The organism is Tenacibaculum halocynthiae (assembly GCF_964512825.1).
Taxonomy (GTDB): domain Bacteria; phylum Bacteroidota; class Bacteroidia; order Flavobacteriales; family Flavobacteriaceae; genus Polaribacter; species Polaribacter halocynthiae.
In genome coordinates, this window is record NZ_CAZELG010000009.1 from 291680 (window position 1) to 304872 (window position 13193).

Here is a 13193-nt window from a genome sequence, read left to right on the forward strand (position 1 = left end):
AAGATTTGACAGAGACTTTTATTCTGTGTTGTATTTAGACTTTAAAATTTCAATTCAAATTCAATTTACACAATAAAACCACCAATAACTTATGTTTAATTTGGTGGTTTTTTTATAGAACTTTTTTCATAACCAAAGCTTTTGCTACAGTTTCTTCCCATTCTTTTTCAGGAATACTATCTTTAGTAATTCCTCCTCCTATATAAATAATAGCATTGTTACTTATAATTTGCATACAACGTAAATTAACAAAAAGCTGAGTTTGTTTTTCGTTGTTATTTAATTCGCCAAGAAAACCTGTGTAATATGATCGTTTATAGAGCTCATTTTTAAGAATAAAATTTTTAGACCCTTCTTTTGGTAACCCACAAACGGCAGGAGTTGGATGTAAAGCAGCAATGAGTTTAGAGTTTTTAACTTTAAAAGTTCCTGTTATTTTTGTTTTTAAATGTAAAATACTCCCTGCCTTTATGGTTTCTGTTTTACCTGTATGTATGCTTTCACTTATTGGAGTTAATTTTTCAACTATATAATCAGTAACAAATTGTTGTTCATCAATTTCTTTCTGATTCCAAATTGCATTTTCATTTTCTTGGTAGGGTTGTGTACCAGCAAGTGACATTGTTTCAAATGAATTTCCATCTATTTTAACAAGTGTTTCAGGAGTAGCGCCAAGCCATAAACCTACCTTTGGATGAAACCAAACATATACCATTGCATTGGCGTAAATAGACAGCAGGTTTTTAAAAACAACTAAACAATCAAAATTTGCTAATTCAACAAGTTCCTTTCTTGATAAAACAACTTTTTGAAAGTCATTGTTATTAATAGCGTCAATTCCTTTTTTTACTAAGTCAATATGATTTTCTTTAGATAAATAGTTAATTGAAGTATTTTTAGAATGTAGTTTAAAATCAAATATAGGTTGTTCTTCTTCTATATAGATAGATGATTCTTTTGGAATAAAAACAGCATCATCAGTATTATTAAATGGGGCAAAAACAAATCCACTATTTGAATATTCATCAATAATATTTAAAGAAGTATCTTTTTGAAAAAACGCGCTAATCTTTTTACTATTAGGTTTTCTATATGAAACAAAAGGAAGTCCTTCTTTAAAGGATTTTTCAATATGGATAAAAATGCTCAATTTGATAAATTTAAAAGTTGTTGTTTAATAATTGGAAATTCACTCCAAACTAAATCATGACCAGCGTTTTGAATTGTGATTAATTCAAATTGTTCCTTAGGGAACTGATTTTGTAAAAATTCAGAATTACTATAAGGAACAATCCAATCAGAATTACCATGAATACTAGTAATTGTATTAGCTGTAGATTTCCAGTTTTGTTCAAAATTCTGTAAGTCTCTAATATGAGAAATCTTTTCTTTAGAAGCTTCCTTCCATATTTTAGGAACTAACCACCTAGTTAATTTCCATTTATAAAAATTTAAAGCCCAAGGCATAGGTTCTACCTTACTATGTACCGCAGGAGCTAATAGTATAATTTTATTAAGTTTCTTTTTTACAGCTAAGGCTATAGGACCTCCATAGGAATAGCCAACGAGTATTATTTTTTCTGAAGGAATGTTTTTAACTAAATCTTCAACCAAGTCTTTTTCAAAAGAAATACTTTCTTGAACATGATATTTATCGTTGTAATTATACCCAATTCGATCATAAGAAATCATATTGAACTTTTCTAGTAGTTCGTTATCAGACATATATTTAACAAAATTACTACATGACCCAATAGTCCCATGAATAAATACTAACGTAGGTAAATTAGTGTCTTTAATAATTTTTAGAGTTCTGTAATTAAAGTTTTTATATTTTTGATGTTGTATAATTGGTTTTTGAGGAAACTTATCAAACTTGTCTAGTAAATCTTTATCTGAATCAGGAGAAGAAAAATAAACAAAAAGTGTATAGACTCCTATTAGAAGAAAACAAAAAATGATACTTGTTATTTTAAGAAATTTTTTAAATCTTCTCATTATTTTTTTGCTAATATAATATTAGTGATTTTACAAATAGAAATTAGGTTATGATATTCATCAACAATTTTAACTTCCCATAAATGAGTAGTTTTACCCCTGTGAATTGGTTTTGCAGTGGCAAAAACAATTCCTTCTTTTTTGCTTTTAATATGGTTAATACTAAGTTCTAGTCCTTTGGCAATTTGAGTTTTAGTATCAATAAATAAAAAGCCAGAAGCACAACTACCAACAGTTTCAGCTAATGCAGCAGTAGCTCCTCCATGTAAAATACCATAGGGCTGGTGAACTTTAGAATTAACAGGCATTTTTGCGGTTAAAAAATCATCACCTACGTCTGTAAACTCAATATTTAAAGTCTCCATTAGGGTGTTTTTATTAAAACTATTAAGTTTATCAAGAGTCTGTTGCTTATCCATAATAAATGCTAGAGTAAAATCACCCAAAAATACGTATTTTTGTACCCATAAAAAACAAGAGAATGTATAAAGTACGTGCAATATTAGATACACAAGAAGATGTAATAAGAACTTTGTTGATTGATGAAAAGAAATCTTTGGAAGAATTACATTTTTCAGTAGCTAAAGCATTTGGTTTTGATGGGCAAGAAATGGCTTCTTTTTATCGTACAGATGAAGAGTGGAACCAAGGAGAGGAAATTCCATTGTTTAATATGGCAGAGGCAGGAGAAGGTTTGTCAATGGCAATTTGTATGGTGCACGAAACGTTGCGTAATACAAATGATAAGCTTATTTATGTATATGACTTTTTACATATGTGGACTTTCTATATTGAATTAATAGATCAAACTGATGAAAATATTTCTGAAAACAAAGTAATATTATCTGTAGGTGAAGTTCCAACTGAAGCTCCTGACAAAGAATTTAAAGCTGAAGATATACATTCAGGTCTTAATGATGATTTTAAAGACGAATTTGAAAGCTTAGATGATTTTGATTTTGATAACTATTAATATGTAATCTAAAATTTAAAAATGACAAATCCCTTATTTTATATAAAATAAGGGATTTGTCATTTTTTTAGACATTAATTAATAGTATTTTATTTAAATGAAAAATATTGAGTTTTATGTATAATATAGTACCTTTATAGTATGGCACAGTTTATTAAGTTATATAATGAAAACCCTAATCCAAAAGAAATAAGCAAGGTTGTAAAGGTTTTACAAAATGGAGGTATAATAATTTATCCTACCGATACCGTTTATGGATTAGGATGTGATATAACAAACACAAAAGCTTTAGAAAAAATAGCTAAAATTAAAGGTGTAAAATTAGAAAAGGCTAATTTTTCATTTATATGTAATGATTTGAGTCACTTATCTGATTATGTAAAGCAAATTAACACACCTACATATAAAATATTAAAAAGAGCATTACCAGGACCTTATACTTTTATTTTACCGGGAAGTAATTCATTACCAAAAGTATTTAAAAAACGAAAAACTGTAGGTATTCGAGTTCCAGATAATACAATAGCAAGGGCTATTGTAGAAGCTCTTGAAAACCCAATTGTTTCTACTTCAATTCATGATGAAGATGAAATTATAGAATACACAACTGATCCTGAGTTAATTTTTGAAAAATGGCAAAATATTGTAGATGTTGTAGTTGATGGAGGTTATGGAGATAATTACGCTTCAACAGTGATTGATTTAACTGATGATTATCCTGAAGTAATAAGAGAAGGTAAAGGAAGTTTAGATATTTTGTAATAGTTTAATGTAAGTCTTTAAACTTTTTTCTACCTAAACCAAAATACTGCCAAACAATAGAAGTATGTAGGTTGTAATTTGATTTCTTTTGTAGAGTACGTCGCTTTCCTAAAAACTTAAAAAAATTAGCGTAGAAACTAAGATGAGCTTTTAAAATTGCCAAGGTATGTATTGGCCTTAATTCTAAAAGAAATTTAAGTCCTGCTATACCATCTAAAACTAAACGAGAAAAAACAACAAATAAAAACCATTGCTTTGGTACATTCTTAACAACGTTTAGTAAACTATTTCTGAAGTTTAAAAATGTTTTATGTGGATTGCTCTCTTGCAAAGTAGCTCCACCAACATGATAAACTGTAGAAAGACCAACATATTTAATTTGATAACCTTCATTTTGAGCACGCCAGCATAAGTCAATTTCTTCTTGATGCGCAAAATAATCTTCGTCAAAACCGTCTAAGTTATGGTATACTTTAGAACGAATAAACATACATGCTCCAGAAGCCCAGAATATTGAAGTAGTATCGTTAAATTGACCAGTATCAGTTTCTAAATTATTAAAAACACGTCCGCGACAATAAGGATATCCAAATAAATCAATAAAACCACCACCAGCTCCTGCATATTCAAATTTGTTTTTATCTTTAAAATCTAGCAGTTTAGGTTGAATAATAGCAGTATTTTTATCATTCTTAAAAACTTCTAAAATAGGAGTTAGCCAGTTTTGAGTAACCTCAATGTCTGAATTTAATAAACAATAAATATCAGCATCTATAAAATTTAAGGCATCGTTATAGCCTTTTGCATAACCACCATTAGTTGTGTTTTTAACAATTTTCACTGATGGATAATAAGTTTGGATATATTGAATAGAATCATCTGTAGAAGCATTATCGGCTACATATACTTCAGCTTCATTTTCACTAAAATTTACGACAGATGGTAAAAACTGTTCTAAAAGCTTTTTACCGTTCCAATTTAATATGACTATTGCAGTTTTCAAGTTCGCAAACTTACACTTTTAAAGTGGTTTTAAAAGGTAATAATTTGTTAATTTGAATCTATCATTGTTGAATCAAATACAGTTATTGAAAAGAAGAATAAAAACTATTCTATATAATTATAAAAAGATAATAGAGGCCATTTTTTTCTCCAAGACTTTTCATTTATTCTTTTTCTATAAACTGTTAAATTAAAATTTGGAGTTGGTTTAACTATAAGGTTAAATAAATCACTTAAACCATAAGGTGCAATAAATTCAATTTTATTATTAGTGTTTATGCGTATAGCAATTGAGGTTGCAGTTTCAGGCCAAAATGAAATTGCATGTTCACAGTTTTTATAAGGAGGATGCCCATTTCTAGTATGCATTCTAAATTGATTTTTTACTGACCAATTTATTGTTGAGTTTATGTTTGTTAATTTAGCTTCAATTATGAAATCACCATTTTTAGTAAATGAATTATTATCAAAATAAATAACATCAATGTCATTTAATAAAGATCTTTCTTTGTTGTGCTTATAATCCCATATTTTATTTCTTACAAAACCAGCACCAATCCAGCAGTCAGTTAAATTTAAATCTCTTACTATTTTTAAAATGTTAAGCATCCAAGAATCATTCTCTACTATTGATGTTAATTCAGTTGTTAAGTTAAAAGCCATGGAGAACAATATTAATTATATGAAGGAATATCTTTTAAAAAGATATAACGTTCATTTTCGGTATCTAACATGCAATAAAAATGCTCCAAACCATTGGTAACTATTAAAAATTGAGCATTTAGCTTTAGGTTATAACGAGCAATTTGATCAAAAGTAGCTTGTGTTATTTTTACTTTTGGAGCCTTACACTCTACAATTATATTAGGGGTTCCGTTAGGGGAAAAAATAACAATGTCCGTACGTTTTTTTAAATTGTTAATGGTAAGTTGTTTTTCAATTGCAATTAAAGTTGTTGGATATTTTTTTTCATTAATTAAAAACTTAACAAAATGTTGACGAACCCATTCTTCAGGAGTTAGTACCATGTATTTTTTTCGTAAACTATCAAAAATAAGCGTCTTATTTTCGTTACTTTTGAGCTTGAAAGGATATGTGGGTAAATTCAGTTTTTGCATTAGTCAAAAATATAAAAACTTTCAATATTTAATTTTCAATTGTTTACTTATTTTAAATGAACGACGTAACACATATAGTTAATGATATAAAGAACGGAGCTCTTAAGCCTATTTATTTTTTAATGGGTGAAGAACCGTATTATATTGATAAAATTTCTGAATACATTGAAAAAAATGTTTTGGACGAATCTGAAAAAGGGTTTAATCAAGTAGTAATGTATGGAAGAGATGTTTCTATAGATGAAATAGTATCATCAGCTAAACGATATCCTATGATGGCAGACCGCCAAGTAATTATCGTAAAAGAAGCACAAGATTTAAGTAGAACTATAGATAAAATTGAAAGTTATGCCAGTAATCCACAGCCAACTACTGTATTAGTTTTTAATTACAAATACAAAAAACTTGATAAACGTAAAAAGGCATACAAAGCAATCGCTAAAAATGGCCTGATTTACGAGAGCAAGAAGTTGTATGAAAACCAAGTTGCAGATTGGATTCGTAAAGTTTTAGGAGGAAAAAAATACAATATTGAACCTAAGGCTTCACAGATGTTGGTTGAGTTTTTAGGAACAGATTTAAGTAAAATAAGTAACGAATTAGATAAGTTAATTTCTGTATTACCAGCTGAAACAATTATTAATCCTTCTCATATAGAAGAGAATATTGGAATATCTAAAGACTTTAATAACTTTGAGTTAAGAAAAGCTGTAGGTCAAAAAGATGTGGTTAAGGCTAATAGAATTATTAATTACTTTGCTCAAAACCCTAAGAATAATCCTTTAGTAATGACTATTTCATTATTGAATAGTTTTTTTACACAAATGTTAATGTATCATGGTTTAAAAGATAAATCTAAAGGGTCAGTAGCTAAAACTTTGGGTGTGAATCCTTATTTTGTTGATGATTATGCTACTGCAGGACGAAATTACCCCATGCGAAAAGTGTCTCAAATAATAGGGTTATTAAGAGATGCAGATGTTAAAAGTAAGGGGGTTGGAGCTAATGCTATGCCACAATCAGACATTTTAAAAGAGTTGTTATTTAAAATTCTACATTAATAATGAATGATAATGATCTTTTATTAAAAGAGTTTGAAGGGATAGGTTTTACAAAAAACGAGTTAGAAAGTATTGCTTCAGGGTATAAAAAAACTACTGTAAAAAAAGGAGATTTTCTCTTAAAAGCAGGTCAAATTTCTGATGCATATTATTTTATAACTGATGGGTTTATTCGTTCATTTGTTATAAATTATGAAGGAGAAGAGGTAACTACTAACTTTTTTTCAAAGAACAGTTTAATCATAGAAGAAAGTTCATTTTTTTTGAAATTACCATCTAAGGAATATATTCAAGCGTTGTCAGATTGTATTTTGTGGAGTAAACACGTTACTGTTTTTAATGAGCACTTTAATGAGTTTGAAAAATATAGAGAGTGGGGTAGAGAACATTTGGTTAAAAATTTCTTTGCCTTAAAAGAAAGAAGTTTGGCAATGATAACAGATACTGCTACTGATAGATATCAAAACTTATTAAAAAACAGACCAGAAGTTATCCAAAAAGCACCTTTAAAGCAGATTGCTTCTTTTTTAGGAATAACAGATACATCGTTAAGTAGAATTAGAAAAGAGTTAGCTAACTAGTATTTCTTGTCATATGACAAGATTTTTTTTTACGTAGTAGATTATTTTTGGATATCTAATTTTATGAATTATGATTCCTAATTTACCAATATATATTTCTGTATCTTTTTTAATAATAACTTTTTATGCTCTTTTCTTATTCGAAAAATCAAATCAATTAAAAAATAGTACTAAAGCTTTAATCATTTTTTGGATAGTATTTATTTCTGTAATGGCATACAATGGAGTATATCATTTTAAAGAAGGAGATGTTTTTTCTAGATTTTTATTTTTGCTTTTGCCTGTAATTTTTTTTATCATTTTTCTGGTTAATAGAAGTGTTGTTTATCAAAAGAGAGATTTACGATGGAGTACGGCTGTTCATATTCTTCGATTTCCTGTAGAACTTTTATTATTTCAGTTAGCAATACATAAATGGATTCCTATTGAAATGACTTATGAAGGATGGAACTATGATATTATTCCTGGTGTTACTTCAATTGTATTAGTTATTTTATTAAATTTTAAAAAAATAAGTGATAAATTATTGCTGTATTGGAATATAATAGGGTTGGTTTTTATACTATTTATATTGACTAATGGGTTTTTATCACAAGAGTTATTTTATACAAAGTTTGGATATTCAGTACCCAACAGAGGAATAGCGTACTTTCCAATTATATTGTTGGCTGGGGTAATTGTACCAATAGTTATTTACACTCATATTACTGATATTATAGTGTTAAGAAATAAAATAAAACGTGATTTAAAAAAACACCATTAAAATAATGGTGTTTAAAAAAATGAATTTTTATTTCCAACTACTTCCGTTAGAATTTACTTTATTATTTGGATGTTGTTCATTCCAAAGTCTTGATAAGTAGCGTTTATCAGCTAAATCTTTTTGCCAAAAATTTAACCACCTTAAGTGTTTGTCTTGAGCATTTTCAGAGTTTAATGGGTCACCTGGATCTAAGGTTAATATTTTACCTGTAGCGTTATCAAATCGTACTTGAAAATCTGGAACATCAGCTTTTTTAATTTGCGGAATTAAAAGCTCAATACTTTTAATGGCATTTTCTCTTTTTATTTCAGCATCTTCTATAGTAGGTTGAGTTGCTATAAATTTAAGAATTTGAATACTGAATTTTTTAACTTCATCTTCTGAAAAAGCGGTGCCAGCTCTAGGTATTTCAAATCCATCAATTTTTTCTTCAATAAAAGCAATTTTTTTCTCAGTATTTTCTTGAACCTCAAAAATAGCTTCATCAGTAGTTGAAACTCCTAAGTCAGGTGTGTAAACACCATTTTTCTTAAGGGATAAAATTTGATCAATTTCTGCTTTAATTAAACGCTCTTTTGATTTAGGAGCACTCAATACAATCCAAGGAGAATTGTTAATTCCGTATGCTTTCTTATTTACCCCACCTCCAAATGGAGTAAAATAAGTTTTATCAGTTAAATTTTTAGTTGATGCTAGTTCTTTTGCTTCTCTAAAAGATAATTTACCCATATAATTAGATTTTTTTAATGCTTTTGGTTTGTGATTTTAAGCTGAGTAAGCATCAAAATTTAAGCCAAATGAACAAATTTTAACATAATTCTTTTATTGATTTTTCTATGTTTTAAGACTAAGACCTCCACTAAACATGCATAAAATATTGATTTTTAGTATATTTAAATTCAAAGTAAATGTTAAATTTCTTTAAAGAAACATTATTTTGTTTAATGTTTATGTATATTTGTTAAACAAAATTAAATCAACTCTCATTATGAAACCAATTCTTTACAAATTAAGTTTTCTTATTTTTTTCATTCTTGTATCTTTTAAACCAACAGCAAAAGAGTTTACTGGTCAAGCAGTATATTTTTCTAAATCTAAAATGGAGTTAGGCCGATGGGGAGCAAGAATGAGCGAAGCTCAGAAAAAGCAAATTCAAGCACGCTTAAAAAATAGATTAGAAAAAACATATGTATTAAATTTTAATAAAAAAGAATCTTATTTTAAAGAAGAAGATAAGTTAGATGCTATTTCTGGAGCAACAGATTCTTGGGGAAAAAATTTTACACAAGGAGAACAATACAAAAATGTAAAAGAAAATACATTGGTACAAAGTCAAGAGTTTTATGGGAAAAAATTTTTAGTGAAAGACAAGTTGCAAGTAATTAAGTGGAAACTTGGAAAAGAATCTAAAAAAATAGGAAAGTATTTGTGTTTTAAGGCTACAGCGTCTATACCAACATCAGAGTTAACGTGGTATAATTTTTCATGGAGCGATTTAAGGCCAAGTAAAAATAAAGAAGAAACTGTGAAAATGACAGATGTCGAAGCTTGGTATACACCACAGATACCCGTTAGCCATGGTCCTGCAGAATATTGGGGATTACCTGGACTTATACTTGAGGTAGGAGCTGGAAATACCATTATGTTGTGTTCTAAAGTAGTTTTAAATCCTAAAGAAGAAATAATTATAGAGGCTCCTGAAAAAGGAAAAGAAATAACAAAGAGTGAATACCAAAAAACTATTAAAGGAAAAATGATTGAAATGAGAAATAACAGAGGAAGAAGAAGGTGATAGTTAAAATAAAACTTTTTATAAACCATAAGTCATTTCACATCATGAAAAAAACAGTTAGTTTCTTGTTTTTATTTATAATAATCAATTCCTACGCACAAATAAGTTTTCAAGGAATTGTAAAAGATAGTTTAAATGCTCCTTTAGAATTAGCAAATGTTATAGCTATAAATAAAGCTACAGATTTATTAGAATCATATGGAATTACCAATTCTGATGGTACATACAAGTTAGAACTTAAAAAGAATCAAACATATAAAGTTCAAATAAGCTATGTGGGAATGAAAACGTTAGAAGAAGTTTTGGTTACTAAAGAAAATAAAATTATTAAAAACTTTACACTGCAGTTAGATAATACTTTAGATGAAGTAGAAGTTACTTATGAAATGCCAGTGACTATAAAAGGAGACACTTTAATTTATAATGCAGATTCTTTTAAAAATGGAACAGAAAGAAAGTTAGAGGACGTTTTAGAAAAGCTACCAGGAGTAGAGATAAATGAAGAAGGACAAATAGAGGTAGAAGGTAAGGTAGTTAATAAGTTAATGGTAAATGGAAAAGATTTTTTTGATGGAGACACCAAATTAGCAACGAAAAATATTCCTTCAAAAGCAGTAGATAAAATTCAAGTTCTACGTAATTATTCAGAAGTAGGTCAACTTAGTAGTGTAAGAAATAATCAAGATAATGTTGCTTTAAATATCAAGTTAAAAAAAGGAAAAGAGAGTTTTTGGTTTGGTAACGTAACGGTAGGAGCAGGAACAGCACCACAGGAAGAACTTTACTTAGTACAACCGAAGTTGTTTTATTATACACCTAAGTACAGTGTAAATTTTATAGGAGATGTTAATAATATTGGAGAAGTAGCTTTAAATCGTAGAGATATTAGAGGTTTCGGAGGAGGTTTTAGAGCTCCAAGTAGAAGTAGTGGAACAAGTATAAATTTAGGAGATAACAGCCTTAATTTTTTAACTAGCCAAGGGAATGCTTTAGAGATTGAAAATCAACTAGCAACAGCAAATTTTAGTTATTCTCCTAAAAAATCATTAGATTTAAGTGGTTTCCTTATTTACAATAGTAGTCAAATACTTTCTAAAGAAACAAGTTTTGTTCAATATACAAACAAAGATTTGGGAATTCCAGATGAAGCTACTGAACAAACTAGTAATGAACGTTCAAATCAAGGATTGTTAAAACTAAGTGCTTCTTACAAACCTAATGTAAATAATCAAGTAGATTACGATGTGATTGGAAGAATATCAAATGATAGACAAAATCAAAACATATTTTCTACAGTAGTTGGTAATACGAATCAAATAGATGAAGTTACACCATATAGTATCAATCAAAATATAAACTACTATTACACTTTAAATGAAACAAATATTTTTGCTTTAGAGGCTCAGCATTTAATCAAAAATGAAGATCCATTTTATAATGCTGTGTTAGTAAATGATCCAAATGCCAATGATCCATTTGATACAACAGCAAATGCTTTAGGTTTAGATACATCTTTAAATACATACAACTTTGCTCAAAACAGGCGCATTAAATCCAATCAATTAGATGCTAAATTAGATTACTATAATATTATTAATACTAAAAGTAATTTAAATCTAACATTAGGAACTATTTTAAGTAAGCAAGAATTTAATTCAACTATTTTTCAGTTTCTTGATAATGGATCAAGGTTTAATCCTACTCCTACAATCAATAATGGGAAGGCAAGCAATGATATTGAATATAATTTTAGTGATATATATTTAGGAGTTCACTATCGCTTTAAAAAAGGAAAGTTTACTGTTACACCTGGTTTTTCGGTTCATGCTTACGGAAATAAGAATATTCAATTTGGAAAAGTATATGAAGATAATTTTTTTAGAATTTTACCAGACTTTGAAACCAGAATACAATTTAAAAAAAGCGAGGCTTTAACATTACGCTATGAAATGCGAAATCAATTTACTGATGTAACACGTTTAGCTGAAGGCTTGATGTTGAATAATTACAATAGTATTCAATTTGGTGCCCCAGAACTTCAAAATGCATTATCACATAATATTAGTCTTTTTTACAGTAGTTTTAATTTGTTTAATTATACTAATGTATTTGCAAGGGCAGCATATTCAAGTAATATTGATCAAGTAAGAAGTGTAACAAACTTTGAAAATGTAATTAGAACCAGTACTTTTTTTAATTCTAATTTTGCAGATGAAAATGTGAATGTGTTTGGCCGTGTACAAAGAACATTTGGTAAAATAAGAGCAAGTTTAAGTACAAGTTTTAATTATAGTAAAATTAATCAATTTATTCAGGGAGTACAATCATTAAATGAAAGGTACACTCAAAGCTATACGCCTGGTATTCGTACAAATTATTTAAAGGCACCTAATATAAATTTAAGATATCGTTATAGTGTATCTACAAACAATCAAGGAAGTCGTAAAACAACTTTTGTAACCAATGCACCTTCAATTGAGTTTGATGCCTATATATGGAAAACAGTTTCTTTTCGTACTAATTATTCATATACTAATCAAGATCTTGGAAATGGAGAATCACAGTCTTTTCAAAACTGGAATGCAACTCTTTCGTATAGAAAAAACAGAGATGCAAAATGGGAATATGAAATTAAAGCAACCAATTTATTAAATATAGATTCTCAAATAAGAAGTAGTGCTAATAATTTTTCAGTATTTAGTTCTGAAACATTTATTCAGCCCCGTTTTGTTACTTTTAGGTTTGTTTATACCTTATAAGTATAAAATAGTTTTTTTAATGCATTATAATATTAAAGAAGGAAAACTTAGTTAATAAAACCGGAACCTATCATGGCTTTCAAAATGAGTAACAATCTGGTGTTTTACTTTTCCGCTTAGTTTGTCGTTTTTTATAACAAAATAAACAAGAGAGTTTTTAGCAGATAGAGGTTCAGAACGTATAACAGAAATTTCCAATACTAATCGTAAACTTGAAAGACTAGAAATGGAATTAATTTCAAGAGATAATTCATCTGAATAAAGAAGACCAGCTGCGGCGTTTTGGAAAAATAAATTGATCATTTAAAGAAATAATTTGCAAGTATTAAAAACACTGATTTTGAGTATGTATAACTAAAAACAGATAAAAATATTTCTTTATAA

Annotated in this window: 15 protein-coding genes; 7 read left to right on the plus strand and 8 right to left on the minus strand. The window is 28.2% G+C overall.

The annotated features are described in order from the left end of the window. Positions 1–112 precede the first annotated feature (112 nt). Genes ACKTTQ_RS02070 through ACKTTQ_RS02080 form a run of 3 tightly spaced genes read right to left on the minus strand, consistent with a single transcriptional unit; the run spans position 113 to position 2417 of the window. Positions 113–1150, minus strand: coding sequence for a chorismate-binding protein (locus ACKTTQ_RS02070; RefSeq protein ID WP_408048265.1), 1038 nt, complete (start codon positions 1148–1150; stop codon positions 113–115). Further along, the gene (locus tag ACKTTQ_RS02075; protein WP_408048266.1) at positions 1147–1998 is read right to left on the minus strand and encodes an alpha/beta fold hydrolase; all 852 of its coding nucleotides are present in this window, start codon (positions 1996–1998) and stop codon (positions 1147–1149) included. The genes ACKTTQ_RS02070 and ACKTTQ_RS02075 overlap by 4 nt, the downstream gene beginning before the upstream one ends. Beyond that, complete coding sequence (locus ACKTTQ_RS02080; protein WP_093868791.1) at positions 1998–2417, minus strand: PaaI family thioesterase; 420 nt, start codon at positions 2415–2417, stop codon at positions 1998–2000. Before ACKTTQ_RS02080 ends, ACKTTQ_RS02075 begins: the two co-directional genes overlap by 1 nt. A gap of 62 nt (positions 2418–2479) precedes the next feature. Between ACKTTQ_RS02080 and ACKTTQ_RS02085 the strand changes: the two genes are divergently transcribed. Both ACKTTQ_RS02085 and ACKTTQ_RS02090 read left to right on the plus strand, forming a co-directional pair. Next, a complete protein-coding gene (locus ACKTTQ_RS02085; RefSeq protein ID WP_093868790.1) occupies positions 2480–2971 on the plus strand; it encodes an IS1096 element passenger TnpR family protein in 492 nt (163 codons plus the stop codon). Between the two features lie 141 nt (positions 2972–3112). Then, the gene (locus ACKTTQ_RS02090) at positions 3113–3733 is read left to right on the plus strand and encodes an L-threonylcarbamoyladenylate synthase (RefSeq protein WP_408048267.1); all 621 of its coding nucleotides are present in this window, start codon (positions 3113–3115) and stop codon (positions 3731–3733) included. Between the two features lie 4 nt (positions 3734–3737). Here the strand turns inward: ACKTTQ_RS02090 and ACKTTQ_RS02095 are convergent, their stop codons facing one another. The 3 genes from ACKTTQ_RS02095 to ACKTTQ_RS02105 form a co-directional block, all read right to left on the minus strand. Further along, entirely contained in the window at positions 3738–4736 is a 999-nt protein-coding gene (locus ACKTTQ_RS02095) for a glycosyltransferase family 2 protein (protein WP_408048268.1), read from the minus strand. Positions 4737–4840: 104 nt separating this feature from the next. Then, on the minus strand, positions 4841–5398 hold the full coding sequence (locus ACKTTQ_RS02100) for a nucleotidyltransferase family protein (RefSeq protein ID WP_113786695.1): 558 nt from the start codon (positions 5396–5398) through the stop codon (positions 4841–4843). A gap of 11 nt (positions 5399–5409) precedes the next feature. Then, a complete protein-coding gene (locus ACKTTQ_RS02105) occupies positions 5410–5853 on the minus strand; it encodes a type I restriction enzyme HsdR N-terminal domain-containing protein (protein ID WP_299135387.1) in 444 nt (147 codons plus the stop codon). A 56-nt stretch (positions 5854–5909) separates the two neighbouring features. Between ACKTTQ_RS02105 and holA the strand changes: the two genes are divergently transcribed. From holA to ACKTTQ_RS02120, 3 genes are all read left to right on the plus strand, one after another. Then, positions 5910–6914, plus strand: coding sequence for a DNA polymerase III subunit delta (holA, locus tag ACKTTQ_RS02110; protein ID WP_093868785.1), 1005 nt, complete (start codon positions 5910–5912; stop codon positions 6912–6914). Positions 6915–6916: 2 nt separating this feature from the next. Further along, complete coding sequence (locus ACKTTQ_RS02115; RefSeq protein ID WP_299135388.1) at positions 6917–7495, plus strand: Crp/Fnr family transcriptional regulator; 579 nt, start codon at positions 6917–6919, stop codon at positions 7493–7495. Positions 7496–7565: 70 nt separating this feature from the next. Continuing rightward, positions 7566–8258, plus strand: a complete 693-nt coding sequence (locus ACKTTQ_RS02120; RefSeq protein ID WP_408048269.1) for a hypothetical protein — start codon at positions 7566–7568, stop codon at positions 8256–8258. Positions 8259–8285: 27 nt separating this feature from the next. Here ACKTTQ_RS02120 and ACKTTQ_RS02125 read toward each other — a convergent pair whose 3' ends face one another. Further along, positions 8286–8987 carry a hypothetical protein gene (locus ACKTTQ_RS02125; protein ID WP_408048270.1) on the minus strand — a complete coding sequence of 234 codons (702 nt, stop codon included), beginning with the start codon at positions 8985–8987 and terminating at the stop codon, positions 8286–8288. A gap of 259 nt (positions 8988–9246) precedes the next feature. Here ACKTTQ_RS02125 and ACKTTQ_RS02130 point away from each other — a divergent pair, with 259 nt between their 5' ends. Continuing rightward, a complete protein-coding gene (locus ACKTTQ_RS02130) occupies positions 9247–10050 on the plus strand; it encodes a GLPGLI family protein (RefSeq protein WP_408048271.1) in 804 nt (267 codons plus the stop codon). Positions 10051–10094: 44 nt separating this feature from the next. Next, complete coding sequence (locus ACKTTQ_RS02135; protein ID WP_408048272.1) at positions 10095–12809, plus strand: carboxypeptidase regulatory-like domain-containing protein; 2715 nt, start codon at positions 10095–10097, stop codon at positions 12807–12809. Between the two features lie 51 nt (positions 12810–12860). Here the strand turns inward: ACKTTQ_RS02135 and ACKTTQ_RS02140 are convergent, their stop codons facing one another. Then, on the minus strand, positions 12861–13112 hold the full coding sequence (locus ACKTTQ_RS02140; protein WP_093868779.1) for a hypothetical protein: 252 nt from the start codon (positions 13110–13112) through the stop codon (positions 12861–12863). Positions 13113–13193 lie beyond the last annotated feature (81 nt).